Origin of the sequence: Streptomyces longisporus (assembly GCF_039532765.1) — a bacterium.
In the GTDB taxonomy this organism is placed as follows: domain Bacteria; phylum Actinomycetota; class Actinomycetes; order Streptomycetales; family Streptomycetaceae; genus Streptomyces; species Streptomyces longisporus.
The window spans coordinates 69,777-95,124 of sequence record NZ_BAAASG010000008.1 but is presented as its reverse complement, the minus strand read 5'-3'; the positions used below and the strand labels follow the sequence as shown (position 1 = coordinate 95,124).

Sequence of the window (25,348 nt, the reverse complement as noted above, 5' to 3'; positions counted from 1 at the left end):
AGGGCTCAGCCCTGGTCCGCCACGAACGACGCCATCCGGGCCAGCGCCGCGTTCCAGTTGATGGCCGTCTCGTTGGTCGACCAGGACTGGATGTCGTCGATGTAGCAGAACTGACCGACGCAGCCCTGGAGTTTGCTCTGCGCGTAGGGGTCCTGGATGGACGAGTTCGGCCCGCCCGCCAGCGTTCCGTGCGGCGGGTTCGGGAGCTTCGGGTCGAGCTCGTGGGCGTACCAACGGCTGTGCTGGTTGTGGGAGTTGACCTCGCCGTAGCCGGTGACGTACGAGATGTTCAGCGCGTTGCGGCCCAGGATGTAGTCCATGGTCTGAACCGCGCCGTCCCGGTACTTCGAGGCTCCGGTGATGTCGTACGCCGTCGCCAGGACCACGCCGTTGTTGAGGATCTGATGGCTGGAGCCCCAGTCGTAGACGTTGTTGTCGGGCGCGTACGGCATGCCGTACGGCTGTGACCTCAGGGTGGCCAGGTAGCGCTCGGCGCCCTTGACGACGGACTGGCGGATCTTGTCCCGGCCGGGCAGTTTGCTGGGCACGGTCGCCAGGTCGAGTCGGCCCGCCGCGGCCGTCCTTCCCCAGTCGAAGCCGAGCGGGCCGAAGATGTCGGCGGTGTTCATCGGCGAGTTGCGCACGTAGTCCGCGAACTCCTTCTCGCCGGTGGTGAGATACAGCTCCGCCGCCGCCCAGTAGAACTCGTCCGTCGCGTTGGTGTCGTCGTAGGTGCCGCCTCCGGTGCCGTCACTGGCGGAGGCGTACATGGTCGGGTGGGCAAGCGCCGCCGACCAGGCCTTGCGGGCCGCCGTGAGGGCCTTCGCCGCGAAGGCGCGGTCGTAGGGGCGGTAGAGGCGGGCCGCCTGGGCGGCCGTCGCCGCCAGGTTGAGGGTGGCCTGGGTGGACGGCGGGTGCAGTTCGCGCTTCTGCGGGTCGTCACTGGGCAGCAGGGGCAATCCCGTCCACTGCGCGTCATGGATCTTGTGATGGGCCATACCGGCCAGCGGCTGCCCGTCGGGCACCTGCATCTTCAGGAGGAACTCCAGCTCCCAGCGGGCCTCGTCGAGGATGTCGGGCACCTTGTTCGCGCTCTCCGGGATGGCGAGGGTGCCGTCCCGCAGCTTCTCCGGCTCCCCCGTGCGGGCCAGCTTTTCTCGTTCGTAGGTGCTGAGCAGCTCCCAGGTGGCGATGCCGCCGTTGACGACGTACTTGCCGTGGTCGCCCGCGTCGTACCAGCCGCCGGTGACGTCGAGCGTGTAGTCGCACACGCCCGGCTGGCAGGGAACGTGTGAATCGCCTTGGTTCGGCGCCACGTCGAGGTGCCCGGCGGCCCGGCCGTACCCCGGACGCAGATCGTCGCGGATCGCTATGCCACTGCGCTGTGTGTAGTAGTACTTCACCGAGTCGAGGCGCAGTTGCTCGTAGGCGCCGGTGCCGATGTCGAAGGGGCGGCTGGTCTCCCCGTCGGCGACCAGCGTGAAGCCCTTGCCCGGTCTGCGGTAGTCGCCGAAGTCGATCGAGTGGACGTTCTGCCCGGAGGAGACGTCGACCCCGCGCGGCACGGTCCAGCCGTGGTCGACGGTCGCACCGCCGGCGTCCTTCAGCTGCCAGGGCAGCTTCGCGGTGGCGTCGGTGACCAGGGTGGCGTTCTTGGGTCCGGAGGGCAGATAGGCGACCTGGTTGACGCGGACCCGCGGTCCGGTGTCCGGCTGGTACACCTCGGGCGGGACACCGCCGAGCAGCGATATGTCGTCCATGCAGAATCGCCAGGCGTCCGCGCTGCCGCCGGCCTGGAAGGCGACCTGGCCCTGGGTGGTGTCGACGGGTGAGGTGAAGGTGTACGAGTAGGTGTTGCCGGAGACGCTCAGCTGCGGGCTCACCTCGAAGTAGGTGTCGTAGGGCGCCACTTGGAGCCCCACGACCGCCCGCACCACGTGCCCTTCGGGCGAACCGGTCGCTTTGAAGCTGAACTTGTACGACTCTCCCTTCTTCAGGGTGACGTCGTTCTGGCCGACGGCGGCGTCCCAGCGGTTGGCGGTGCCGCCCGGCACATCCGCGCAGAGCTGTCCGCCGGACACGCCTGCGGTGACGTTGGTGGTGGTCCACCAGGGGTCGATGGTGGTGTCGAAGGTGCCGTTCTTGAGCTGCTCGACCGGGTCGGCGGCGGCCGGAGGGGCCGGCACCCCGGTCAGCGCCGTCCCCAACAGGGCCGCCAGGGTCAGCAGAACGGTTCTGCGTCGTTTCACGTCTGGGCTCCTCGGGCTGAGGTACGGGTGACGCTCGCCGGACCCAACGGGGTGGGAGCGCTCCCAGATGCGGACGCAGCTCATGTTTGTTCGTGCCATGACATTCCGTCAACGGTCCGGACGGGACTGGTTTCCCGCCCGGACCACTCCGGCCGCTCAGCCGCCCGGCGCCTCCCACTTGCTGATCCGCAGGGCCCCGAGGACTTCGCCCGGGTGGGCGCTGGTCAGCGTGAGCCGCAGGCGGGAGCCGCGCGCCGCGTCGAAGGTGAGGACCGTCGGCGCGTCCGAGGCGGTGGCCCAGTCGACCGCAGCCCCGGTGACGGGCACATACCTTCGTCCGTCCCACACGGCCGCCTCGATCGACGCGGGCAGGCTGTGTGTCGCGTCAACGGTGAAGGAGACCTCCACCCGGTCGAAGGTCCGGGCCCGCCCGTAGTCCACCGAGACCCAGTCCTTTTCGCGTGCGCCGTTGAAGGCGGGCAGCAGGGCCGTGGCCGACTTGGCGAAGGCGTTGGACCAGCCGGTGGCCGCGTCGCCGTCGAGCATCGCGGCGGGCAGGGTGTCCGGGCGGCCGGAGTAACTGGCGTCCGCGTGCGGATAGTTCGGGGGCGCCGGGTGCTCCGGTCCGAAGGCGGCCGCCGGGGTGGTCGCGGCCGACCGGGCGGGCGTGGTGCGCGCGGTTGCCGTTCCCGTGCGCAGTCCCTCCGCGCGGGCGGTCACCTTCAGGGTGCCGGTCCTGGTGCCGGCACGCACGATCGCAAGGGCCCTTCCGTGGAAGGCGGTACGGGTGGTGGCCTGGTAGCGCTCTGCGCTCTCCTCCCGGCCGTTGTCAAGTCCGGCGAGGGATCCGCCCGTCACCTCGAAGGTGATCAGGTGCTCGGCGTCGGGCACCACGACCCCGCGGGCGTCGACGACGTCCGCGGTCACGAAGGCCAGCGAACGCCCGTCCGCCACGAGGGACTTGCGGTCCACGGTGAGCCGTACGGCATGCGGTTCGCCCGCCGTGCGCAGCACGTCGGTGGCGACCACCTTGCCGTCCCTGCGGGCCACCGCCTTCAACTCACCCGGCTGGAACGGCACTTTCCAGGTCAGGTGCAGCTTGCCGGCGCTGCCGTTCGGGCTGGTGTAACTGCCGGGATAGGGGCCGGTGGTGAAGGTCTTGTCGTCGCCGGTGGCCTCCGTGGTCTCCAGATACGTACGGCCGTCCGTGGTCCTCTTCGTGTCGAAGGTGCGCGTCCCCAGGGACTTGCCGTTGAGGTACAGCTCGACGGTGTCGGCGTTGGAGTACGCCCACACCTCGACCGTGTCGCCCTGCTCGTGGTTCCAGCTCATGGGCAGCAGATGGACCATGGGCTCGCTGATCCACTGGCTCTGGAACAGGTAGTACATGTCCTTGGGGAAGCCGGCCGTGTCGACCGCGCCGAAGAAGGACGCCTTGACCGGGAAGACGTCGTACGGGGTCGGCTCGCCGATGTAGTCGATGCCGGACCACAGGAACTGCCCGGCGAACCATTTGCGGTCCCGGTCCTTCTTGTGGCCGTACTCGCCGCTCATGGTCCAGGAGGCGAGGTTGTTGTCGTAGGAGGAGACCTCGCGTCTGCCGGGCGTGTGGTTCTCGCCGGTGTTGAGGTGCTCGGGCTCCTGGTAGGAGCCGCGGGTCGAGGTCTCCGAGGAGGACTCCGACTCGAAGAGGAACAGCTTCGGGTACTTGGCGTGCAGGGCGTCGACCGATTTGGCGGTGTTGTAGTTGAGTCCGAGGCCGTCCAGTTTGGCGAGCATGAGGTCGGCGGCGGAGCCGGTGGCGGGCACGCCGTGGTACTTGTTCGAGCCGATGACGACCGGCCGGGTGTCGTCCGCCGCCTTGATGGCTCCGATGATCCGGTCCGCCATGGCCAGTCCGGCGGTGGAGGTGGAGTCGGGTATCTCGTTGCCGATGGACCACAGCACCACGGCGGGCGAGTTGCGGGCCGCGAGGACCATCTCGGTGGCGTCCTTCTCGCACCACTCGTCGAAGAAGCGGCCGTAGTCGTACGTCGTCTTGCCGGTCCGCCAGCAGTCGAAGGCCTCCACCATCATCACGATGCCCAGTTCCTCGCAGACCTGGATCATCTGCGGCGAGGGCGGGTTGTGCGAGGTGCGGAAGGCGTTGACGCCCATCGACTTCATGATGGTCATCTGCCGGCGTACGGCGTCGATGCTGATCGCGGCGCCGAGGGCACCCTGGTCGTGGTGCAGGTCGACGCCCTTGATCTTGGTGTGGGTGCCGTTGAGGGAGAAGCCCTCGTCGGGGTCGAAGCGGTAAGTGCGGATGCCGAAGTCGGTGCGGTAGGTGTCGACGGTCCTGCCGCCGACGCGCAGTTCGGTCTCCAGGGTGTAGCGGTGCGGGGCCTCGACGTCCCACAACTTGGGCTCGAAAACGGTGAGTTCATGGGTCTCGGCCGTCTTGTCGGTGACCGCGACCGTGGTGGTCGCGCGGGCCTCCGTACGGCCGTCGGGGTCCTTGACCGTCGAGCGGATCTCGACCCGGCTCGCGGCGCCGGACTCGTTCACCACCGAGGTCCGTACGCGTACGACGGCCCGCTCCGCGGTGATGTCCGGCGTGGTGACGTAGGTGCCCCAGCGCTCGACGTGCACCGGTTCGGTGACGACCAGGCGGGCCTCGCGGTAGATGCCGCTGCCGGAGTACCAGCGGCTGCTGGGGAGCTGGTTCTGCACCTTGACGGCGATCACGTTCTCAGTGGTGCCGTCGGTGTGCAGCAGGTCGGTCAGGTCGAAGGCGAAACCGGTGTAGCCGTAGGGGTGCCGGCCGGCCTGGGTGCCGTTGCAGTAGACGTAGGAGTCCATGTAGACGCCGTCGAACTCCACCGAGATCCGCTTGCCGGCGAAGGCGGGCGGCAGGGTGAAGGCGAGGCGGTACCAGCCGAGGCCGCCGGGGAAGAAGCCGGTGCCGCTGGTGGTGCCGTGCTCGGTGGTCGGGGTCTGCTCGATGCTCCAGTCGTGCGGCACCGCCACCTCGCGCCAGCCCGAGTCGTCGTAACCGGGGTCGGCGGCGTGTGTGTAGGCGCCGGTCGGATCGGTGATCCCGTCCGGGTTGACCAGCGCGAAACGCCAGCCGTCGCGCAGGGCGACCGTGCGGCGGCCGGATCCGCCCGCGGCGGCCTCGGCGGCCCGGGCCACCGGGGTGGCGAGAAGCGCTCCGGCGGCCGGCGCGGCGGCGGAGGCGAGCAGAACCGATCTCCGAGTCACTCTCATGGCGGCTCCCCCTCATCAGGGCCCAGAAGTACTCACAACTGATCGTGAACAAACAGATTCTGACGGGACGCCACACAGAGCCGTCAAGGGTGCGGGAACGTTCTTCTGCCCCACGCGTCACAACGGCCGGAATTGCCCCTTGACCGGGCCGCCGCGCGCCCAGGGGGGTTCCCGTCCGTGCGGCTCGGCGACGGACTAGGCTGGAACTCAAGTGACCCGGCGGTTCACTGTGAGTGTTCGCGATGGAGTGGCGACGATGAGCCCGGAGTATCCGTTCGACGAGGCCGCGACGGCGCGGGCTGTCATCGATGAATCCGGCACTCTTGTCGAGTGGAACGCGGGTGCGGAGCGGCTGCTGGGCTGGCCGGTCACCGAGGTGGTGGGGCGCCCCGGCCGGAACCTGTTGATCGACAGGGATGTCCTCGCGCCCGCCGGGGCCCGCTGGGACGGCACGGTCGCGCTGCGCCACCGCGACGGCCACGAGGTGTCCGTCTGGCTGCTCGCCCACCATCGTCCGTCGCGCAACGACACGCCCGGCCGGTGGCTCCTCTTCAGCCCCCTGGACGGCGACGCCCCGCACTCCCCCGACGACCCACTGGCCCAGGCGGCGCTCACCCAGTCGCCCTGCGCGGTCGCCGTGTACGACGAGCGGCTGCGGCTGAGAAGGGTCAACGACGCCATGGTCGACGTGATCGGCCTCCCCGAGGAGCGCATGCGGGGGCTTCGACTGGCCGAGATCGGCGGCAAGCCGCAGAGCGAGGAGCTCGAGGCGCACATGGTGCAGGTGCTCGCCACCGGGCGCCCACTGGACGTCCAGACGTACATGCGCACCGGCGGCGAGGATCGCGCACACGCCTGGCTGGCCCGGATGGCGCCGGTCACGGACGCCGAGGGGCGGGTGCGGGGCGTGTGCCTGGCCGCGCACGACTTCACCGACAACTACCTCGCCCGGGAGCGGCTGCAGCTGGTCAACGAGGCGAGTGTGCGCATCGGTTCCACGCTCGGCGTCACCCGTACGACGCAGGAGCTCGTGGACGTTCTCGTGCCCGCCCTGGCCGACCTGGTCAGCGTCGACCTGCTGGACCTCCAGGAGCACGGCGGCGAGCCCCCGCTCAGGCTGACCGCGCCCATCGGACTGCGCCGCGCCGCACACCTCTCGGTCAATCCCGGCACACCCGAGGCCGTCCTCCAGCCCGGGCAGCTGGAGCACTACCCCGCGGGCTCACCCCAGGCCGACTCGCTGATCGCCGGCCGTACGATCGTCGCGTCCGTCTCCTCGGGCGACCTCGACCAGTGGCTCAGCTGGCACAAGGCACGTGCCGAGCGGGTCAAGGAGTACGGCATCCACTCCACGATGTCGGTGCCGATCCGGGCCCGCGGTCAGACCCTCGGTGTCGCGGTCCTCACCCGGTTCCGGCGGCCGGACCCCTTCTCCGCGGACGACGTCCTGCTGGCCGAGGAGATCACCACGCGGGCCGCCGTCTGCATCGACAACGCCCGCCGCTTCTCCCGCGAACGGGAGACCGCCCTCGCCCTGCAGCGCAGCCTGCTGCCCCGCTCGCTGCCGCGCACGGCCGCGGTGGATGCCGCCTCGCGCTATCTGCCCGCGGCCCGGGCAGGCGTGGGCGGCGACTGGTTCGACGTGATCCCGCTGTCGGGGATGCGGGTCGCCATGGTCGTCGGGGACGTCGTCGGGCACGGCATCCAGGCCTCGGCCACCATGGGCCGGCTGCGCACCGCCGTGCGCACCCTCGCCGACATAGACCTCGCCCCCGACGAGCTGCTCACCCATCTGGACGATCTGGTCGTCCGGCTGTCCGCGGAGGCCGGCAACGACGGCAGCCCCGGCGAGGTCGGCGCCACCTGCCTGTACGCGGTCTACGACCCGGTGTCCCGGCGCTGCACCCTGGCCCGGGCCGGGCATCCCCCGCCGGTCGTGGTGCCGCCGGGCGGCGTTCCGCAGCAGGTGGAGCTCCCGGCCGGGCCGCCGCTGGGCCTGGGCGGGCTGCCGTTCGAGTCGGCCGAGCTGGAGCTGCGTGAGGGCAGCGTGCTGTCGTTCTACACAGACGGACTGATCGAGACCCGCGAGCGGGACGTCGACGCCAGCCACCGGATGCTGTGTGACGCGCTGGAGACGTACTCCGACTCGCTGGACGAGACCTGCGACCGGGTGCTGCACACCCTGCTGCCGTCGGGCGGCGCCCTGGACGACGTGGCCCTGCTGCTGGCCCGCACCCGCGGGCTGCCGTCCTCGCAGGTGGCGACCTGGCACATCCCCGCCGACCCGGCACTGGTGGCGCCGATCCGCAAGCAGGTCGTCGCGCAGCTGGACGGCTGGGGGCTGCAGGAGGCGGCGTTCACCGCCGAGCTGGTGGTGAGCGAGCTCGTCACGAACGCGATCCGGTACGGCGCGCACCCCATCCGGCTGCGGCTGATCCATGACGAGGCCACGCTGATCTGCGAGGTGTCGGACACCAGCCACACGGCTCCGCATCTGCGGCGCGCGAAGACGTGGGACGAGGGTGGGCGGGGGCTGCTGCTGGTGGCTCAGCTGACGCAGCGGTGGGGTAGCCGCCATACGGCGGACGGGAAGACGATCTGGGCGGAGATCGGGCTGCTCGACGAGTGACGCTCCGCGGGGCTGCGCGGTGGGGTCGTCTTGCGTCTGCCGGTGCGTTGTGGCTGGTCGCGCAGTTCCCCGCGCCCCTACGGGGCGCACGTCGCGCGCCCTTCAGGGCGCTTCCAGCAGCCAAGGTCTGATGTGCTTGCGGGCCTCGTGGAGGCGGGACTTGAAGGTGCCGAGGGGGATGCCGGTGCGCTCGGCGGCCTCGGTGTAGTCGAGCTGGCAGATGTCTCGGTAGACCAGGGGGGCGACGAGTTGGGGGTGTTCGCGCTCCAGGCGGTCCAGGGCCTCCAGCAGGTCGAGGCGGGAGCCGGCGATGACGCTGGTGGTGCGGGGGTCGGTGAGCCGTCCCGCGTCGATCGGGGCCGGTTGTTCCGCCGAGCGCCGCTTGAGTTCGCGGTACTTCTGGCGGCAGCAGTTGGCGACGACCGTGTAGAGCCAGGTGCTGAAGCGGCTGCGGCCCTGGAAGGTGGGGATCTTCCGGGCGACCTGGAGCAGGACGTCCTGCGCTGCCTCCTCGGCGTCCTCGCGGCAGGGCAGGAACCGGCCGCAGCGCCGGACGACCTCGGGCCCGATCGCCCGGAGCAGTCCCTCCAGCGCCGCCGGATCGCCCGCCGCGGCGCTGCGGGCCAGGTCCTCGGTGGGCGCGACCTGGGGTTCTCCTCGGGAACGATCCACGTCCAGGCATGATAGTCGTATGCATTCCGTCGAGCGGATCGGGCGCTACCGTCTCGAACGGCGCCTGGGCACGGGTGCGTTCGGCACGGTCTGGCTGGCCCATGACGACGAGCTCGACGCACCGGTGGCGGTCAAGGTCCTCGCCGACAACTGGTCGCACCGGCTCGATGTGCGGGAGCGGTTCCTGGCCGAGGCGCGGATGCTGCGGCGGGCGGGTTCGGACCGGGTGGTGCAGGTCTACGACATCGGTGAACTCCCGGACGGGAGGCCGTACTTCGTGATGGAGTACGCCGACGGCGGCACCCTCGCCGAGCTGTCGGCCGGCGGTCCGCTGCCGGTGGCGGAGGCGCTGAGGCTGACGGCGCTGGCCGCCCGTGGCGCGGCGGCGCTGCATGCGGCGGGGATCGTGCACCGGGACATCAAGCCGAGCAATGTGCTGCTGTGCTCCTCCCCCGACGGCGGCTCGCGGGTGCTGCTGGCCGACCTGGGGCTCGCCAAGAGTCTTGCGGAGGCGTCCGGGCTCACGCAGGCCGCCGGTTCGGCGGGATACCGGCCGCCCGAGCAGGCCGAACCCGGCGTCGGCATCGACGCCCGGGCCGATGTGTACAGCCTGGGCGCGGTCGCCTACCACCTGGTCACCGGCGCGGTTCCGGGTGAGCCGGGCAGGGTCGTACGGCCCGACCGGCTGCGTCCGGAGCTGGCTCCTGCTGTCCGGCGGGCCCTGATGCGGGCGCTGGCGCCGGACCGCAGCCGCCGCTGGCCCGATGCCGAGGCCTTCGCTCGGGAGCTGGAACGGCTCGCCGCCTCCGGTCACCGGCCCCGAAGACACCGGACGGCTCTCACCCTTACGGGTGCTGTGGCCGTGGTCGCGGCCGTCGGTGTGACGCTGGCGCTGGTCGACCGGCAGGCCCCGGCGACCACGGATGTGCGGGTCTCGGACACGACCGGCAGGGTGGTCGCCGAGGTTCCCCGCGGCTGGGACCGGCAGGTGCGCGACTCCGGGTGGGATCCGCGGGCGCTCGGCCTGCCTTCGGGCCATGAGCCGGGGTTCGCCGTCGCGGACCGGCTGACCGCGTGGCAGGACCTGACGACCGAGGTCAACGGCGTGCTGGTGGGGCTGAGCGGGCACGGCGACCTCACGGCCGCGGTGAACGCCCTCACCCACCCGGACTGCCACTACGACGGTGCCCGCGCCTACACGGGCACCGTGTGGCACGGCAGGGTCCGCACCTGGGACGGCTGCCCGGGCGGCGGGGCGGTCACGGAGGCTGCGCTCGCCCCGGCGGACGGCAGCGCGCAGACTCGGGTGTACGTACAGATCCGACAAAGTGGCCGAGCGTCGGCGACCGACCGCATCCTCGCCTCCGTACGCGTCGGAAGCTGATGCGGAACACTCGGGCCGCGCGAACTTTTTCGCCCCGGCACGCATCGGACCTGCATGACGGGGCACATCAGCGCCGTACGCACACGCCACGACGTGTGCGAGGAATCTCCGGGAGTGTTGAGGCACATGGCGAAGAAGTCCCCCTCCGTCCACCGGGCGGCCCTGCTCGCGAGTGCGGTCGCGGTGCTCGGTCTGCTGACGGCCTGCGGCAACGGCGGCACGGCGAGCGCTCCGACGACGCTGCCCGGTACGGCCGCGCCCGCCACCGGCGGCGACCACAGCACCGACCCGGCGAGCGCGTCCGCCTCCACGACGAGCACCGCTCCCGCCGGGGCCACCCGGACCGCGTCGGCGGCGCAGTCCACGCCGGCCGGCAGCACGGGAGGCCGTTGCCACACCTCGGAGCTGCGGGCCACCGTCGGGCAGAACGACCCCGGTGCCGGACAGGAGAACTTCCCGGTCGTCCTGACCAACGCCTCTTCCCGCACCTGCACGGTGCGCGGCTATCCGGGTGCCGCGTTCGTGGACGCGTCCGGACGACAGCTGGGCCCGGACCCGAAGCGCTCCTCGGGCAGTCCTACGACGGTGACGCTGGCGCCGGGCAAGAGCGCCTGGGCCGGGCTGACCTTCTCCAACCCGGACGTCAGCGGCGCCCACGCGGCCACCCCCGCCTCGCTGCTGGTCACGCCCCCCAACGAGCGGGACCATCTCACGGTGACGTGGAAGGGCGGCCAGGTCCCCGTCTCCGGCAACGCCTCCTCGGTGTTCCTGACGGTGCTCAGCCCGGGTACCGGTCCCTGAGCGGGCAGGGGTCCCGGCTGATCTCTTACCGGGACCTGTTTTCATTGAGGTCCCGCGCTGATCCGCCCTGAAGGACCCTGCCCTGAACACCGCGCTCGCCGAAATACTCTCCGCCGCCCTGCTCGTCGCGGTCCTCGCCTGGGCGGTGCTGCGCCCGAAGGGCCTGCCGGAGGCCGTGCTGGCGGTCCCGGCCGCGGGGATCGTGATCGCCACTGGCGCGATCTCCCTGGACCACGCCCGGGCGGAGGCCGCCAGCCTCGGGCCCGTCGTCGGCTTCCTCGCCGCCGTGCTGGTGCTGGCCCACTTCTGTGACGTGGAGGGGCTGTTCCAGGCGTGCGGGGCGTGGATGGCCCGGCGGGCGGCGGGCTCTCCCGGGCGGTTGCTCGCGGCGGTCTTCGTGCTGGCGTCGGCGATCACGGCCGTGCTCAGCCTGGACGCCACGGTGGTGCTGCTGACGCCGGTGGTGCTCGCCACCGCCGCCCGGGCCGGCGTGCGGGCGAGACCGCATCTCTACGCGTGCGCCCACCTGTCGAACACGGCCTCGCTGCTGCTGCCCGTCTCCAACCTCACCAACCTGCTGGCCTTCGAGGCGAGCGGGCTGAGCTTCACCCGGTTCGCGGCGCTGATGGCGCTGCCGTGGCTGGTCGCGATCGGCGCCGAGTATCTGGTCTTCCGGCGGTTCTTCGACGAGGACCTGGCCGCGTCCGTGCACTCCCCCGAACCCGGTGAGACGCCCGCGCTGCCGCTGTTCGCGCTGGTCACCGTGGGGTGCACGCTGGGCGGATTCGTCGTGGCCTCCGCGGCCGGCATCGACCCGGCCTGGGTGGCCGCGGCGGGCGCGCTGGTGCTGGCCTGCCGCGCGCTCGTACGGCGCAAAGCGACCCCGCTGTCGGTGGTGCGGGCCTCGTCCCCGGCGTTCCTGGCGTTCGTCCTCGCGCTCGGCATCGTGGTGCGGGCGGTGGTCGACAACGGGCTCGCCGACGCCCTCGGCCATGTGCTGCCCGCGGGCACGGGGCTGCTCGCACTGCTGGGCATCGCCGCGCTGGCCGCCGTACTGGCGAACCTGATCAACAATCTGCCCGCGGTGTTGGTCCTGCTACCGCTGACCGCCGCCGGCGGGCCCGGTGCGGTGCTGGCGGTGCTGCTCGGGGTGAACATCGGCCCCAACCTGACGTACGCGGGCTCGCTGGCGACGCTCCTGTGGCGGCGCATCGTGCAGCGGCACGGCCAGGAGGTGCAGCTCGGGGAGTTCACCCGGCTCGGCCTGCTCGCCACCCCGGCCGCGCTCGTCGCGGCCGTGGCGGCGCTGTGGCTGTCGCTGCAGGTGGCCGGCTGAGCCTGGCGGTCAGTGGTGGCCGCCACCGCCGTATCCGTACCCGTTGCCGTATCCGGAGCCCGAGCCGTCACCGCCCCATCCGCAGTAGGACGGGTTGTAGTAGCAGTACGGGTTCGTGGGGTAGGAGTGCGTCGGCGTCGGCCGCGCGGTCGTCGGAGCGGCCGACGGCGTGGGGGTGGGGCTCGGGGTCCTCGCGGCCTTGGGGGTGGCCCTCGGTGTCGGCGAGGGGCTGTTGTCGGCGTCCCAGTTGACCACCTGCATCTGCAGGTCGGCCTTGGACGTGTCGAACACCCAGCGCTGGGCGGTGCCGTCGTCGCGGGTCTTGACGACCAGGGCGCCGGAGCCGTCGGTGGCCGCGGGGGTCAGGGCCAGGTCCTGGTTCCAGCGCGGCACCAGGGTGCCCTGCAGGGTGAAGTCGTAGCGGATGTTCTTGGCACCCGGCTCGGAGTCGCCCGTGCACGGCGCGAGCTGCACCGAGTAGCCGAGGTGGGAGTCCAGGCACAGGTCGGGGTCCGTGGCACTGCGCAGACGGCCGTCGGTCTCGTACGTCCACTGCTGGACGGACGGCGAGGAGCAGTCGGCGAGTTCGGTCTCGGCTCCCTTGACGGCCTTCTTGCCGACGACGGCGACGCACAGCCCGGAGTCGGCGTTGTGCAGTTTGCCGCGCATGGTGCCCTGGGAGCCCGTGCTGGTGCCGACCCAGGAGGGCCCCGCGGACGGTGTGCCCGTACCGCTGCCCGGGGTTTCGGAGGGGTGGTCGCCGTCGGCCTTGGTGGTGCCGTCGCCGGAGCCGAGGACGGACCACAGGACCAGCGGGAGGACGACCAGTCCGCTGACCGTCAGGACGGCCGCGGCGAGATTGCGGCGGCGGGCGGCGGCGTGCCGGGCTGCCTTGTGGGCGGCACGCCGGGCGGCGGAGCGGCCACCGGGGCGGGGGGCGGTGCCGGGCTCGCGATGAGACGGGGCGAAGGGCTCGCCCGGGATCGGCGGGAGGGGGATCTCCGGGGGCAGGGCGCCGGACTCCTCGGTCAGCGAGGCCACCCGGGACTCCACATAGGCCCGCGCGCCCCAGCCGAGCACCGCCTCGGCCAGCGCGAGGCCGAGTCCCTCATTGAACTGCGCCAACTGGTCGGCGGTGTGGCGGCAGTGCCGGCAGCCGGCCAGGTGGGCGTTGAGGTCGGGGTCGATGTCGACTCCGCCGCGCCGGTAGGTGACGTCCAGCATCCGCAGATAGCGCCGGCACTCCTGCTCGGGGGCGAGTTCGCGGTGGACCTGGAGGCACTCCTCGCGCAGCCGTTCACGGGCCCGCTCCAGTTCGACGGCGGCGTCCTGTTCCTCGATGCCCAGCAGGCCGGCGGGTATCCCCAGCGCTTCCGCCTCGACCTCGACATGCCACAGCAGGCAGCGGGCCGACTGGGGCAGCCGCTGGAAGGCCCCGGACAGCAGGCGGCGGTCGGACGGCGGGAGCAGGCGGGCCGCGACGCGGTCACCGCCTTCTGAGGACAGCTCGGGGTGGAGGTGTTCGCGCCGGTGGTCGTTGTCCCACTCCGCGGCGATCCGGCGGACGGTGACGAGGAGTTGGGGCCGCCAGGCGGACGTCGGCCCGTTCTGCCGCAGGGTTTCACCGAAGAGCCGCGTGAATGCGGCGGTCGTGAGCATTCCCGCCGAAGCGGCACCGTCGGTGCACAGCCGGGCGTAGGCGAACGCCGCTTCCCAGTGCCGGTCGAGAAGTTCGCCGACGGGCTGCAGCGCGGGTGTCGTCCCCGTCCACTTCTTCAGTTCTGCGCTCAGCTGTTCGTCCGTCACGAAGAACCGGCGGTCGGGCGTGGGGGAATTCGACAGGCCCGCGTCTTTCACGGCTGCATTCCTCTCGGGGGCATGCGTCATAAAGTCCATACCAACGGGTATGGGTACAGGATTCGGCAGCTCCAACGCCCACCTGGGGAAGCTCTTTTGGAGCGTAGGTCGAACGGGAGCGGCCTCGTGCACACAGCCGGAAAAAGTATTGTCCGTGCGCCGACAGGGCACACCTTTGCACAGGTCAGGGAGGCCTAACAAGAGATCCAGCGGTTTTCTGCCCTGCGGGCCCGCCGACGAGATTTGACGAACGGTCAAGCCAGTTGGCACGGCAATCGGAAATGGGATTCAGTTGGTCCGCACACGGGTCGCTCCGCAACCATTGAGCAGGCGTTCCACCGCCCGTCCCACGGGTCGGACGGAGTACCGCGGTTCACGTCTCAACCATTGAGCCGCCTCTTCGGTAGGCGCCGGGCGGCACTCCGTAGCGTGTGCGGAAGACCCGGTTGAAGTGGAACGGGCTGGCGAACCCCGAGGCGGCGGCCACCCGGTCCACGGACAGGTCGGTGCTCTCCAGGAGCCGGGCGGCATGCCGCAGCCGGGCCTCGCGCAGGGCCCGCATCGGGGACTGGCCCAGTTGCCGGGTGAACAAATGGGCGAACCGGGAGGGCGAGAGGGAGACGCTTTCGGCGAGCGAGTGCACGGTGTGCGGTGCGCCCGGGTCGGCGGCGATCAGCGCCTCGGCGCGGCGGACCCTGCCGTCGACGCCGGGCGGCGGCGCCGGGGTGCGCGCGGTGGCTGCGGTGAGCAGGACGATCTCCTCCAGGGAGGACAGGGCGAGCTCCCGCGCCGCGGTGCCGTGCGCCACGGCGACCCGGTCGTCCGGTGCGGCGGCGGGCGGTGACCCGCTGCCGGTCCAGCGGGCGTCGGCGAGCATCCGGCGGAAGGCCGCGTCGACCCGGTCGTGCAGGGCGGCCGGTGTCGGGGTGACGACGAACAGTCCGTCGCCGGTGTCGTACGGCCGCAGCCACGGCGCCCAGGACGGCCGTGCCTGGCAGTGCACCCACCAGAACTGCCAGCTGTGGGAGCCGGGTTCGACCGCGTACTCGTGTCCGACGCCCGGGGCGAGCACCACCAGGTCGCCCGCACCGGCCCGTGCCTCGACCGTGCCCTGGCGCAGCCGGCCGCGTCCGCCCGTGGTCCAGGTGAACAGCCAGCTGTCCGCGCCGCGCGGCCGGTTGACGCCGTAGCCCTCCAGCCGATCGTAGCGGCCGACCACGACGAAGCCCGGCGGCGGGGCGGGATCGCCGGGCGCAGCAGTCTCGGGCAATCCGTCAGCGTTCACGGGCATCCTCCTGAAGCACACGGCGACCTAGCGTGATGAGCCGAAGACACCCGATCGAGGGAGCGGACACATGACAGCCATGGATATGGGCGCCGTCGGCGCCTCCATCCTCACCCGGGACGGGCTGAGGCAGTTCCAGGAGGACGGGTTCACGGTCGTACGCGGGCTGTTCGGACCCGACGAGATCGACCGGCTCTGTGCGGAGTTCGCTGCCCTGCACGCGGCCGGGCCGGTGCCCGGGCACTTCGAGCCGCGCGCGTCCGAGGATCCGCTGGCGGCCTACCCGAGGGTGATGCACCCGCACGAGATCAGCGAGACGGCGCTGCGCATGCTGCTCGACGCCCGGCTGCGCAGGGCCCTGGAGGCGCTGCTCGGCGAGGAGGTCCTGGCCGCGCAGAGCATGTTCTACTTCAAGCCGCCGGGCGCGCGGGGGCAGGCGCTGCACCAGGACAACTTCTATCTGCGGGTGGAGCCGGGCACCTGTGTGGCGGCGTGGGTGGCCTGTGACGTGATCGGCCGGGACAACGGGGGTCTGGAGGTCGTCCCCGGTACGCACCGCATGGACCTGTTCTGCCCGGAGGAGGCGGACGTCGAGGTGTCGTTCGCGCGGGAGTACGTTGCGCCGCCGCCGGGCCTGGCGACCGTGCCGGTCGACATGGCGCCGGGGGACGTCCTGTTCTTCAACGGCAGTCTGGTGCACGGCTCACAGCCCAACGGGACCACCGACCGCTTCCGCCGGTCGTTCATCGGCCACTACGTGGGGCGGTCTGCGGAGCGCATCGGGCACTACTACCGCACGCTGTCGATGGACGGCGAGCGCGTGCTCCTCGCGGAGAGCGAGGGCGCGGGCCCGTGCGGCACGGAGTTCGCACCGCACGGGCCGCACTGAGCGGGTCGGTCCAAGTCCGCTGCCGTTCGGCCGCGCCCCGAAGGGGCGCGGGGCCGTATCGATGTGCGGCTCCGCCACGGGGCGCGACCAGCCACGACGGGCCCGCAGGGTGTCGACGGCCAGTCGCGGCCCCGCGGCGAAGCCGCACCAGGCACAGCCAGCGGAGCGTTTCGTCAGCTGTGACCGACGACGGGGTGGGGGGAGTAAGGGGCCTCCAGCTCCTCGATCTCCTTGTCGCTGAGCTCGAGTTCGACGGCGGCCACCGCGTCCTCGATGTGGTGCGGCTTGGCGGCGCCGACGATCGGGGCCGCCACCGTGTCCTGCTGCAGCAGCCAGGCGAGGGCGATCCGGGCGCGCGGGACGGCGCGGTCGTTCGCGATGCGGGTGACGGCCTCGACGATGGTGCGGTCGCCCTCCGGGTAGAGGCGGCTGCCGAAGTTGTCGCCCGCGCTGCGCTCGGTCACCGTGCCCCAGTCCCGGGTGAGCCGACCGCGGGCGAGCGGGCTCCAGGGCAGGACCCCGACGCCCTGGTCGGCGCAGAGCGGCAGCATCTCGCGCTCCTCCTCGCGGTAGAGGAGGTTGTAGTGGTTCTGCATGGACACGAACTTGGTCCAGCCGTGCCGCTCGGCGGTGTACTGCATCTTGGAGAACTGCCAGGCGAACATCGAACTCGCCCCGATGTAGCGCACCTTGCCCGCCTTCACCAGGTCGTGCAGGGCCTCCATGGTCTCCTCGACCGGGGTGTGCGGGTCGAAGCGGTGGATCTGGTACAGGTCGACGTAGTCGGTGCCGAGCCGGCTCAGGCTGTGGTCGATCTCCGTCATGATCGCCTTGCGGGACAGGCCGGCACCGTTGGGGCCGGGTCGCATCCGGCCGTGCACCTTGGTGGCGAGGACGATGTCGTCGCGGTGGGCGAAGTCGCGCAGCGCCTTGCCGACGATCTCCTCGCTGGTGCCGTCGGAGTAGACGTTGGCCGTGTCGAAGAAGTTGATGCCGGCCTCCAGCGCCTGCCGGATCAGCGGACGCGAGGCCTCCTCGTCGAGCGTCCACTCGTGCACGCCGCGGTCGGGCAGGCCGTAGGTCATACAGCCGAGACAGACCCGCGACACGTCCAGGCCCGTCGAACCGAGCTTCACGTACTGCATCGTTGCTGCTCCTGCCTTCGGGATGGGTACGAAGGGGAGCGTACGGCCTCGCCCGCAGTGCAAGCAGCACGCCCCCGGGCAGCCGGGGCACCGGTCGTTGCTGCCCGCAGGTGACCGCCCGGCGTGGGAGCCGCCTTGCGGTCGGCGCGCTCGCGCATCCTCGGCGCAGGTGACCGGCGCCCGGCCGGTCGTGGCCCTGCGGGAGGAACCCGATGCCGACACGTGCGACGAAGACCAAGCCGAAGCTGCTGATGGGAACGGCGGCGCAGACCCTCGCCCTGCCCCTCATGCTGGTCTCGCCCGCATGGAGCAGTCCCAGTCCCCCGCCGGAACCGTCGACGCTGTGCGCACCCGCGGGGGTCCTGCGGGGCGCGAACGGTCAGCGTGCCGTGGTCAGCCTGTGCGCGGGCAGCGGCACCCCGACGATGGCGATGTCGGCTCCGGCGACCTGCACCGGTCCGGGGGAGGACGACGACGACCGCGCCTGTCTGACCTCGGGCACCTGGACCGCGCGGAAGGGCGGCGTGACGGCCGCCTCCGGGAAGCTGCCCGGAGGCGGCGAGTATCCCGGCCCGGGGACGTACGACGTGACGGCCGACGTCCGCGTGAAGTCGTCACCCGCCGGACTGAATCTGCACGGCACCGTCCACGCCACGCTGACCCTGACCGCACCCAAGCCGCCGGCCACGCACCGCATCGAGGTCGACCGGACCACGCTGCAGCGCGGTGCAGCGACCACGCTGACGTACCGGATCTACCGTGACAGCGAACAAGGGGACGGCAGCGCGCGGTTCGGGCTGATCGGGGAGGAGAGTTCGGGGGTGCGGCTGTCCACGTCGGACGCCCGCTGCGTCAACCCGCTGACCGGCCGCTATCCCGCGACGACCAGGAACGCGTACGCCCTCGACTGCGCCCTCACCGACCTGCAGCCGGGTCACCCGGCCACGGTCGTGGTCCGCGCCTCGGTGGGGTCCGCCTGCTCGACGGTCGTCTCCAAGCTGGGCTACTGGATGCCCCAGGGGCAGACGCTGCACACCGGGGGCATGCTGGAGGGGCCGACGGTCCGCTGCGCCTGAGCCGTCACCGCCCCTCGACCAGATCCAGCGCCCGTTCCCAGCCGAACTCCGGTCGCGTGCCGTCCTCTTCCGGCTCGCCGGAGTACGGCTCGCCGAACCGGACGCCCATCCCGCGCAGCCGTACCAGGCTGTCCCGGTAGGCGGGATGGGCGGCCAGCGCGTCGGCCACGCACGGGAGTACGGCGACCGGGACGCCCAGGCCGTGGGCCTCGCACAGGGTGGCCACCGCGAGGGTGTCGGCGAGCCCGGCCGCCCATTTGTTGACGGTGTTGAAGGTGGCGGGCGCGACCACGACGGCGTCCGGCGGCGGGAAGGGGCGGGGGTCGCCGGGGGTGCGCCAGGCGGAGCGTATGGGGCGGCCGGTCTGCGCCTGGACGGCGGCGGTGTCGAAGAAGCCGTTCATGGCGACCGGGGTGGCGATGACGCCGACCTCCCAGTCCCGCTCCTGTGCGGCGGTGATCAGCTTGCTGACGTCCGCGGCGATCCCGGCGGCGCACACGACGACGTAGAGGAAGGGCTTCTCGGCCTGTTCGGTCATCCGCGAAACCCTACTCACCGCCGAACGCTAGGCGAGCGGGAAGGACCGTCCCCGTTCGGCCTCGGGCCGCGGGCCGTGGATGCGGCGCTGCTTCTCCTCGATCGGCACGTCGTTGATGCTGGCCTCGCGCCGGGTCATCAGGCCGTGCTCGTCGAACTCCCACAGTTCGTTGCCGTAGGAGCGCCACCACTGGCCGTCGGCGTCGCGGGACTCGTACTGGAAGCGGACCGCGATGCGGTTGCCGTCGAAGGCCCACAGGTCCTTGCGCAGCGCGTAGTCCAGCTCGCGCTCCCACTTCGCGGTCAGGAGTTCGACGATCTCGGCCCGTCCGGTGACGAAGGTGTCGCGGTTGCGCCACACCGAGTCCTCCGAGTAGGCGAGTGCCACCTTGTGCGGGTCGCGGGTGTTCCAGGCGTCCTCGGCGGCCTGGACCTTCTGCGCGGCCGTTTCGCGGGTGAACGGGGGCAGGGGTGGGCGGTCGGCGGCCATGAATTCCTCCTCGAAGGGCGTACAGCGACGGAGAACGAGCGTTCTCCCTCGGGCTGCTACCGTAGGAGAACGCTCGTTCTCGCGTCAAGCGGGCACATCAAGGGGAGGTCGTACGCCGCATGGCCGTCATGGACAGTGCAGTCGCCCGGGAGCAGGCGCTGGATGCCGCGGAGGAGCTGTTCTACGGGCGGGGCATCCAGTCCGTCGGCATGGACGACATCCGCGGCGCCTCGGGTGTCTCGCTCAAGCGGCTCTACCAGCTGTTCCCGGCGAAGGAGCAGCTGGTGGAGGCGTATCTGGAGCGGCGCGACGTGCGCTGGCGCGGCCGCCTGGCCGAGTTCGCCCAGCAGCAGGAGGGGCCCGAGGAGCGGATCCTGGCGGTCTTCGACTGGCTGGAGCTGTGGTTCGGCGAGGACGGCTTCCGTGGCTGCGCGTGGATCAATTCCTACGGCGAGCTGGGCGCCTCGTCGGCCCGGGTGGCGGCCCAGGTGCGGGCGCACAAGGGGGCGTTCCGGGAGTATCTCGGCGGGCTCGTGGCGGACGCGGGGCTGCCCGGCGCCCTGGCCGGGCAGCTGTTCCTGCTGGCCGAGGGCGCCATGGTCACCGCCGGGATCACCCGGAGCACCGAGCCCGCCCGAGAGGCGCGCGAGGCGGCACGGCTGCTGCTGCGGGCGGGCTGAACCTTGGAGCCCGTGTCATATCCCCGGCCGGATCAGCGCGCGGCGTCACGGGGGTCCCCCCGCGCGAGGTTGTTCGAGCGTGCGTGCCAGGCGTCGCGCGCCCGGCCGGGGATATGACACAGGCCCTTCGGCTCTCAGCCCCCGGACACGGTGATCGCGCCGACCGGGCAGGCCCGGGCCGCTTCCCGCACCATCGGGTCGCCGCCGCCGTCCTCCCGGCCCGGCAGCAGCGTGCTGAATCCGTCGTCGTCCTGGGTGAAGACGCCCGGGGCGGCCAGGGCGCACTGGCCCGCGCCGATACAGACGTCCTTGTCGATCTCGATGTGTGTGTCGGTGTGCATGGCCTTGAGCCTCTTACCAGGTCACGGGGAGTTCCAGCATCCCCTGGATCGTGTCGCCGGGTTTGAAGGGAATCTCGTCGGCCGGGGCGGCCAGGTGCAGCGTGGGCAGCCGGTCGAAGAGGGTGTGCAGGGCGATCTCCAGCTCGGCGCGGGCCAGGTTCTGGCCCAGGCACTGGTGGATGCCGAAGCCGAAGGCGACGTGGTGGCGGGCGGAGCGGTGCCAGTCGAGGCTGTCGGGGGCGGGGTAGACGTCCTCGTCGCGGTTGATGACCGAGGTCGCGAAGACCACGCCGTCGCCGGCCCGGATCGTCGTGCCGCCGGCCTCGATGTCCTCGGTGGCCCGGCGCAGCAGACCGTCCGCGATCGACAGCATGCGCATCAGCTCCTCCACGGCGCCGGGCAGGAGCTCCGGGTCATCGCGCAACTCGGCCAGCTGCTCCGGGTGCTGGAGGAGGGTGAAGGTGCCCAGGGAGATCATGTTGGCGGTCGTCTCGTGGCCGGCGACCAGCAGAATCGTCGCGAACGAGATGACTTCCTGGCGGTCGAGCACTCCCTCGCGCAGCTGCAGGTGGACGAGTTCGTCCAGCACGCCGTCGCCGGGCTCCGGCTGTTTCAGCTTGCTGTCGATCAACTCATCGAAGTATGCGTCCAGTTGGTTGCGCGCGTCCTGCACGTCGTCGACCGTGGGGCCGCGCAGCAGCCGGCGTGACTGTCCCTCGAAGAACTCGTGGTCGGCATACGGGACGCCGAGCAGCGCGCAGATCACCATCGACGGCACGGGCAGCGCGAAGGCGTTCACCAGCTCGGCGGGCGGCCCCTGCGCGATCATGGCGTCGAGGCGCTCGTCCACGATCCGCTGGATCTGCGGCCGCAGTTCGACGGCGCGCCTGAGGGTGAAGCTGGGCACCATCATCCGCCGCTGCGTGCGGTGTTTCGGGTCGTCGACGCCGAGCAGCGCGACCCTGCGGTTCCTCACTGCAGCGAACCGCTCGGTGGGCGCCGGGAAGTCGGGATGGGTGCGGTCGGTCGACAGGCGCTGGTCGGAGAGCAGCTCGCGGGCGAGGGCGTGCCCGGTGACGAGCCAGGCCGGACGGCCGTCGTAGAGCGTGATCCGGCTCAGCGGGCGGGTGGCGCGCAGCGGGTCGTAGGCGGTGGGCGGGTGGTAGGGGCAGGTCCGGTCCTGGGGGAACGCGACGGGTTCCGTTTCCGTCATGGAAGACCTCGCAGACGAAGAGTGCGTCGTGCAGATCTTCATTAGATGCCCGGGGCATCTATGGGACGACGTGAAGTTCGGCCAGATCGGTGGCGCGGGCATTCTGGCCGGAGATGCTCGCTCGGGCATCTCGAATCGGGCCGGGGCGGCGGTGGCCGCCTCCACAATCCGTCCATGTCCGGAGCCGTTGCGGGGTCGGCCCGTGACCGATCCGCTGACGAGTGGCGTGATCACGCCTCCAAAGGGCAGTGCGGTATGGATGAATCTTGCGTGCACCGGTGTTAAGTGCGGTGCCAGTCAGCTGCAGAACTCGACGATGGGACGGATGACATGCCTCTTGAGGGCGAGTACGAACCCAGCCCGGAGCAGCGGGTACGCGAGCAGGTGGAGCTGTACGAGAGCTCCGGCGGCACAAAGGGGACAACGCTCCTTGACACCGGCCTGCCCGTCGTCCTGGTCACGACCCGGGGTGCGAAGAGCGGCAAGCTCCGCAAGACGCCTCTGATGCGCGTGGAGCACGAGGGGCGCTACGCCCTGGTCGCCTCGCAGGGCGGCGCGCCCAAGCACCCGGTCTGGTACCACAACGTCAAGGCAGATCGCCGTGTGGAGCTCCAGGACGGTCCCGCCAAGCAGGACATGACGGCCCGGGAAGTCACCGGTGCGGAGAAGGCCGAGTGGTGGGAGCGTGCCGTGGCCGCGTATCCGCCGTATGCCGACTACCAGAAGAAGACGGACCGGGAGATCCCGGTGTTCGTGCTGGAACCGGTCGACGGGGAGCACTGATCCGGGCCGGGTCCGGCTGTCTCCGGCACCGGGCGCTCCCACAGCCGCCCGACCGGCGGCTGGACCGGGCCGGAAAAAATTCTTCGTTCGAGGACGCATGAACCGGGTGGCGCCGGGAACGCGTGCGTCAGGCCCCGCCGCGTTCCCCCGTCGCGGCGGGGCTTTCGCGTGCCTCATCGGCGGGCCGGTCGGTGATGTCGAGGAAGATCTCGGCGGCCTCGGGCACGGTGTTCGCGAGGGACCGCTTGATCCGTACGGCGACCTCCTCGACCTGCTCGCTGTCCAGGCCGGGGACCAGGTCGACGCGAGCGGCCACGAGGGCCGTGTCGAGGCCCGTCTTCATCGTGAACAGCGCCTCCACGCTGTCGATCTCGGGCTGGGCCTCCAGCAGGGACCGGATCCGGGCCGCCGTGCGCGGGTCGGCGGACTCCCCGATCAGCTGGTCGCGGGCCTCGCGGCCCAGGTGGTAGGCGACGAAGACGAGCAGTGCGCCGATCGCCAGCGAGGCGGAGGCCTCCCACACCACCTGCCCGGTGATCATGTGCAGCGCCATGCCCGCGGCGGCCAGTGTCACGCCGAGCACCGCCGTGCCGTCCTCGGCGACCACCGTGCGCAGCGCCGGATCGCGCAAGAGCTGTGTGCCGCCCTGGCGGCGCACCTGGTGCAGGGCCCGCGCCAGTGAGATGCCCTCCGCGACGAAGGCGACGCCCAGCACGATCAGGCCCGCGACATAACCGCTCAGTTTCTCCTCGGCCCCGTTCTTGAGAGCCTCGGCGCCCTGGAAGAAGGAGAAGCAGCCGCCCATGACGAAGATCCCGACGGCTGCCAGGAGTGACCAGAAGAACCGTTCCTTGCCATAGCCGAAGGGATGCCGCTTGTCGGCCGGCCGACGGCTGCGACGCAGCGCGGCCAGCAGGAAGACCTCGTTGAAACTGTCGGCCACCGAGTGCGCCGCCTCCGACAGCAGCGCCGGTGATCCGGCGATCAGGCCGCCGGCGGCCTTGGCCACCGCGATCAGCAGATTGGCGGCGAGCGCCACCACCACGGTGACGTGTGTCCTACGGTCCGCCTTGTCGTTCGAGGATGTCGAGGATGTCCCGCTCACCTTCGCCGACTGCCCCGCTCGTGGCAGCTCACACCGCGCGCGTGGAATCCGGGGGAATCGAGGGAATGCGGGGAACCCGGTCACCAGACACGGGGAACCGGTCATCAGGGGACAGGCAACGCAGGGAGGAACCATGGGCGGCGGGGGCAACAGCAGCTACGGGCAGACGGCGTTCAAGCGGTCCAAGAGCCACTTCACGGACCGGATCACGGCGGACGGCCGGGACGGGTGGCCCGTGGAGGCGGGCCGTTACCGGCTGGTGGCCAGCCGTGCGTGTCCGTGGGCGAGCCGGGCGCTGGTCTCGCGCCGGCTGCTCGGCCTCGAGGAGGCCCTCTCGCTGGGCATCGCCGATCCGATCCAGGACGACCGCAGCTGGCGGTTCTCCCTGGACCCGGACGGCCGCGACCCGGTCCTCGGCATCCGCTTCCTCAGCGAGGCCTACGACCGGCGGGAGACCGGCTACCCGGGTGGCGTGAGCGTGCCCGCGATCGTCGACATACCCAGCGGGAAGCTGGTCACCAACGACTACCAGCAGCTCACCCTGGACCTGGCCACCGAGTGGCGGGCCCTGCACCGCGAGGGGGCGCCGGACCTGTACCCGTACGCCCTGCGCGACGAGATCGACTCGGTGATGGCGGACGTCTACGAGGACGTCAACAACGGTGTGTACCGGGCGGGTTTCGCCACGGACCAGGAGGAGTACGAGGCGGCGTGCGCCGGTGTCTTCCGGCGGCTGGAGCTGCTGACACCGCGGCTTGAGCGACAGCGTTATCTGGTCGGCGACACGATCACGGAGGCGGACATCCGGCTGTTCACCACCCTGGTGCGTTTCGACGCCGTCTACCACGGCCACTTCAAGTGCAACCGCTTCAAGCTCGCGGAGAGTCCGGTCCTGTGGGCGTACGCCCGCGACCTCTACCAGACGCCCGGCTTCGGTGACACCGTCGACTTCGACCACATCAAACGGCACTACTACCAGGTGCACACCGGCATCAACCCGACCCGGATCGTGCCCCTCGGGCCGGACCTGTCCGGGTGGCTGACGCCCCATCACCGTGAGGAGCTGGGCGGCCGGCCGTTCGGCGACGGGACGCCGCCGGGGCCCGTCCCGGCGGACGAGGAGGTTGCCGCGCCGGGCCGGCCCTGACCGACGAAGGAGACAGACGTGGCAAAGACGAAGAAGAGGAAAATGAAGCTGCCCCTCGCCTACAAGCCCCTGGGGTTCGCCATGGGCTGGGCCAGCGGTGCGATCGCCTCTCTCGCCTTCCGCAAGACGTGGATGGCGCTGCGGCACGAGGAGGACGCGCCCGACGCCCTCGACCGGGACCGCGGCTGGGGAGAGATCCTGCTGGCGGCGGCGGTCCAGGGCGCCCTGTTCGCCGTGGTGCGCAGTGCGGTGGACCGCACGGGAGCGAAGGCCATCGAGCGCTCCACCGGCGTCTGGCCGGCCGACGACCAGGGCGGCCGGGACTGACACCGGCAGGGATCTGTCCGGTGGATCGGGCTGGTGGCCTCCTGCGCCCCGCGCCGTGAGGCCAGGCCGGTCCGCCGGACAGGTCCGTCTCAGAGCCGGTGTCGTATCCCTGGTCGGACCAGCGCGCGGCGTCATGGGCCCCCGCGCGAG

21 protein-coding genes are annotated in these 25,348 nt (G+C 71.3%); 10 read left to right on the top strand and 11 right to left on the bottom strand.

Features of this window, described 5'->3' with window-relative positions:
• Nucleotides 1–5: 5 nt before the first annotated feature.
• Nucleotides 6–2,249, bottom strand: coding sequence for a glycoside hydrolase family 9 protein (locus ABD355_RS17525; RefSeq protein WP_344401328.1), 2,244 nt, complete (start codon nt 2,247–2,249; stop codon nt 6–8).
• A 156-nt stretch (nt 2,250–2,405) separates the two neighbouring features.
• Nucleotides 2,406–5,501: a glycoside hydrolase family 2 TIM barrel-domain containing protein gene (locus ABD355_RS17520; RefSeq protein ID WP_344401327.1), complete on the bottom strand. Its 3,096-nt coding sequence runs from the start codon at nt 5,499–5,501 to the stop codon at nt 2,406–2,408.
• A 256-nt stretch (nt 5,502–5,757) separates the two neighbouring features.
• Between ABD355_RS17520 and ABD355_RS17515 the strand changes: the two genes are divergently transcribed.
• Nucleotides 5,758–8,130, top strand: coding sequence for a SpoIIE family protein phosphatase (locus ABD355_RS17515; RefSeq protein ID WP_344401326.1), 2,373 nt, complete (start codon nt 5,758–5,760; stop codon nt 8,128–8,130).
• Nucleotides 8,131–8,232: 102 nt separating this feature from the next.
• On the opposite strand, the gene ABD355_RS17510 is transcribed toward ABD355_RS17515, so the two are convergent.
• Entirely contained in the window at nt 8,233–8,802 is a 570-nt protein-coding gene (locus ABD355_RS17510) for an RNA polymerase sigma factor (RefSeq protein WP_344401325.1), read from the bottom strand.
• A gap of 19 nt (nt 8,803–8,821) precedes the next feature.
• On the opposite strand from ABD355_RS17510, the gene ABD355_RS17505 reads away from it, so the two are divergent.
• The 3 genes from ABD355_RS17505 (at nt 8,822) to ABD355_RS17495 (ending at nt 12,323) form a co-directional block, all read left to right on the top strand.
• Nucleotides 8,822–10,186: a serine/threonine-protein kinase gene (locus tag ABD355_RS17505; protein WP_344401324.1), complete on the top strand. Its 1,365-nt coding sequence runs from the start codon at nt 8,822–8,824 to the stop codon at nt 10,184–10,186.
• Between the two features lie 126 nt (nt 10,187–10,312).
• Complete coding sequence (locus tag ABD355_RS17500; protein WP_344401323.1) at nt 10,313–10,987, top strand: DUF4232 domain-containing protein; 675 nt, start codon at nt 10,313–10,315, stop codon at nt 10,985–10,987.
• Nucleotides 10,988–11,069: 82 nt separating this feature from the next.
• A complete protein-coding gene (locus ABD355_RS17495) occupies nt 11,070–12,323 on the top strand; it encodes an SLC13 family permease (protein WP_344401656.1) in 1,254 nt (417 codons plus the stop codon).
• 9 nt (nt 12,324–12,332) lie between these two features.
• Here the strand turns inward: ABD355_RS17495 and ABD355_RS17490 are convergent, their stop codons facing one another.
• Nucleotides 12,333–14,180 carry a ricin-type beta-trefoil lectin domain protein gene (locus tag ABD355_RS17490; RefSeq protein ID WP_344401321.1) on the bottom strand — a complete coding sequence of 616 codons (1,848 nt, stop codon included), beginning with the start codon at nt 14,178–14,180 and terminating at the stop codon, nt 12,333–12,335.
• A 373-nt stretch (nt 14,181–14,553) separates the two neighbouring features.
• Nucleotides 14,554–15,471: a helix-turn-helix domain-containing protein gene (locus ABD355_RS17485; protein ID WP_344401320.1), complete on the bottom strand. Its 918-nt coding sequence runs from the start codon at nt 15,469–15,471 to the stop codon at nt 14,554–14,556.
• A 64-nt stretch (nt 15,472–15,535) separates the two neighbouring features.
• On the opposite strand from ABD355_RS17485, the gene ABD355_RS17480 reads away from it, so the two are divergent.
• Nucleotides 15,536–16,354 (top strand): phytanoyl-CoA dioxygenase family protein, encoded by an 819-nt coding sequence (locus tag ABD355_RS17480; protein ID WP_344401319.1) that lies wholly within the window; start codon nt 15,536–15,538, stop codon nt 16,352–16,354.
• 173 nt (nt 16,355–16,527) lie between these two features.
• Here the strand turns inward: ABD355_RS17480 and ABD355_RS17475 are convergent, their stop codons facing one another.
• Complete coding sequence (locus tag ABD355_RS17475) at nt 16,528–17,499, bottom strand: aldo/keto reductase (RefSeq protein ID WP_344401318.1); 972 nt, start codon at nt 17,497–17,499, stop codon at nt 16,528–16,530.
• A 212-nt stretch (nt 17,500–17,711) separates the two neighbouring features.
• Between ABD355_RS17475 and ABD355_RS17470 the strand changes: the two genes are divergently transcribed.
• Entirely contained in the window at nt 17,712–18,575 is an 864-nt protein-coding gene (locus ABD355_RS17470) for a hypothetical protein (RefSeq protein WP_344401317.1), read from the top strand.
• Between the two features lie 4 nt (nt 18,576–18,579).
• Here ABD355_RS17470 and ABD355_RS17465 read toward each other — a convergent pair whose 3' ends face one another.
• Both ABD355_RS17465 and ABD355_RS17460 read right to left on the bottom strand, forming a co-directional pair.
• Nucleotides 18,580–19,113 (bottom strand): flavoprotein, encoded by a 534-nt coding sequence (locus tag ABD355_RS17465; protein WP_344401316.1) that lies wholly within the window; start codon nt 19,111–19,113, stop codon nt 18,580–18,582.
• A gap of 27 nt (nt 19,114–19,140) precedes the next feature.
• Nucleotides 19,141–19,602, bottom strand: a complete 462-nt coding sequence (locus ABD355_RS17460) for a nuclear transport factor 2 family protein (protein WP_344401315.1) — start codon at nt 19,600–19,602, stop codon at nt 19,141–19,143.
• A gap of 128 nt (nt 19,603–19,730) precedes the next feature.
• On the opposite strand from ABD355_RS17460, the gene ABD355_RS17455 reads away from it, so the two are divergent.
• A complete protein-coding gene (locus ABD355_RS17455) occupies nt 19,731–20,282 on the top strand; it encodes a TetR/AcrR family transcriptional regulator (protein ID WP_344401313.1) in 552 nt (183 codons plus the stop codon).
• Nucleotides 20,283–20,416: 134 nt separating this feature from the next.
• Here ABD355_RS17455 and ABD355_RS17450 read toward each other — a convergent pair whose 3' ends face one another.
• A complete protein-coding gene (locus tag ABD355_RS17450) occupies nt 20,417–20,623 on the bottom strand; it encodes a ferredoxin (protein WP_344401312.1) in 207 nt (68 codons plus the stop codon).
• A 13-nt stretch (nt 20,624–20,636) separates the two neighbouring features.
• Nucleotides 20,637–21,836, bottom strand: coding sequence for a cytochrome P450 (locus ABD355_RS17445; protein WP_344401311.1), 1,200 nt, complete (start codon nt 21,834–21,836; stop codon nt 20,637–20,639).
• Nucleotides 21,837–22,166: 330 nt separating this feature from the next.
• On the opposite strand from ABD355_RS17445, the gene ABD355_RS17440 reads away from it, so the two are divergent.
• Nucleotides 22,167–22,619, top strand: a complete 453-nt coding sequence (locus ABD355_RS17440) for a nitroreductase family deazaflavin-dependent oxidoreductase (RefSeq protein ID WP_344401309.1) — start codon at nt 22,167–22,169, stop codon at nt 22,617–22,619.
• Nucleotides 22,620–22,746: 127 nt separating this feature from the next.
• On the opposite strand, the gene ABD355_RS17435 is transcribed toward ABD355_RS17440, so the two are convergent.
• Nucleotides 22,747–23,724 carry a cation diffusion facilitator family transporter gene (locus tag ABD355_RS17435; RefSeq protein WP_425585759.1) on the bottom strand — a complete coding sequence of 326 codons (978 nt, stop codon included), beginning with the start codon at nt 23,722–23,724 and terminating at the stop codon, nt 22,747–22,749.
• A 133-nt stretch (nt 23,725–23,857) separates the two neighbouring features.
• Between ABD355_RS17435 and ABD355_RS17430 the strand changes: the two genes are divergently transcribed.
• Entirely contained in the window at nt 23,858–24,871 is a 1,014-nt protein-coding gene (locus ABD355_RS17430; protein ID WP_344401307.1) for a glutathione S-transferase family protein, read from the top strand.
• A gap of 42 nt (nt 24,872–24,913) precedes the next feature.
• Nucleotides 24,914–25,198, top strand: a complete 285-nt coding sequence (locus ABD355_RS17425) for a DUF4235 domain-containing protein (RefSeq protein ID WP_344401654.1) — start codon at nt 24,914–24,916, stop codon at nt 25,196–25,198.
• Nucleotides 25,199–25,348 lie beyond the last annotated feature (150 nt).

What these genes read in the sequence shown, in the direction of transcription:
- ABD355_RS17445 (WP_344401311.1), bottom strand. Translation starts at nt 21,836, where the DNA reads ATGACGGAAACGGAACCCGTCGCGTTCCCCCAGGACCGGACCTGCCCC.
- ABD355_RS17480 (WP_344401319.1), top strand. Translation starts at nt 15,536, where the DNA reads ATGACAGCCATGGATATGGGCGCCGTCGGCGCCTCCATCCTCACCCGG.
- ABD355_RS17500 (WP_344401323.1), top strand. Translation starts at nt 10,313, where the DNA reads ATGGCGAAGAAGTCCCCCTCCGTCCACCGGGCGGCCCTGCTCGCGAGT.
- ABD355_RS17475 (WP_344401318.1), bottom strand. Translation starts at nt 17,499, where the DNA reads ATGCAGTACGTGAAGCTCGGTTCGACGGGCCTGGACGTGTCGCGGGTC.
- ABD355_RS17470 (WP_344401317.1), top strand. Translation starts at nt 17,712, where the DNA reads ATGCCGACACGTGCGACGAAGACCAAGCCGAAGCTGCTGATGGGAACG.
- ABD355_RS17520 (WP_344401327.1), bottom strand. Translation starts at nt 5,501, where the DNA reads ATGAGAGTGACTCGGAGATCGGTTCTGCTCGCCTCCGCCGCCGCGCCG.
- ABD355_RS17455 (WP_344401313.1), top strand. Translation starts at nt 19,731, where the DNA reads ATGGACAGTGCAGTCGCCCGGGAGCAGGCGCTGGATGCCGCGGAGGAG.
- ABD355_RS17515 (WP_344401326.1), top strand. Translation starts at nt 5,758, where the DNA reads ATGAGCCCGGAGTATCCGTTCGACGAGGCCGCGACGGCGCGGGCTGTC.
- ABD355_RS17505 (WP_344401324.1), top strand. Translation starts at nt 8,822, where the DNA reads ATGCATTCCGTCGAGCGGATCGGGCGCTACCGTCTCGAACGGCGCCTG.
- ABD355_RS17465 (WP_344401316.1), bottom strand. Translation starts at nt 19,113, where the DNA reads ATGACCGAACAGGCCGAGAAGCCCTTCCTCTACGTCGTCGTGTGCGCC.
- ABD355_RS17430 (WP_344401307.1), top strand. Translation starts at nt 23,858, where the DNA reads ATGGGCGGCGGGGGCAACAGCAGCTACGGGCAGACGGCGTTCAAGCGG.
- ABD355_RS17460 (WP_344401315.1), bottom strand. Translation starts at nt 19,602, where the DNA reads ATGGCCGCCGACCGCCCACCCCTGCCCCCGTTCACCCGCGAAACGGCC.
- ABD355_RS17450 (WP_344401312.1), bottom strand. Translation starts at nt 20,623, where the DNA reads ATGCACACCGACACACACATCGAGATCGACAAGGACGTCTGTATCGGC.
- ABD355_RS17425 (WP_344401654.1), top strand. Translation starts at nt 24,914, where the DNA reads ATGAAGCTGCCCCTCGCCTACAAGCCCCTGGGGTTCGCCATGGGCTGG.
- ABD355_RS17485 (WP_344401320.1), bottom strand. Translation starts at nt 15,471, where the DNA reads ATGCCCGTGAACGCTGACGGATTGCCCGAGACTGCTGCGCCCGGCGAT.
- ABD355_RS17440 (WP_344401309.1), top strand. Translation starts at nt 22,167, where the DNA reads ATGCCTCTTGAGGGCGAGTACGAACCCAGCCCGGAGCAGCGGGTACGC.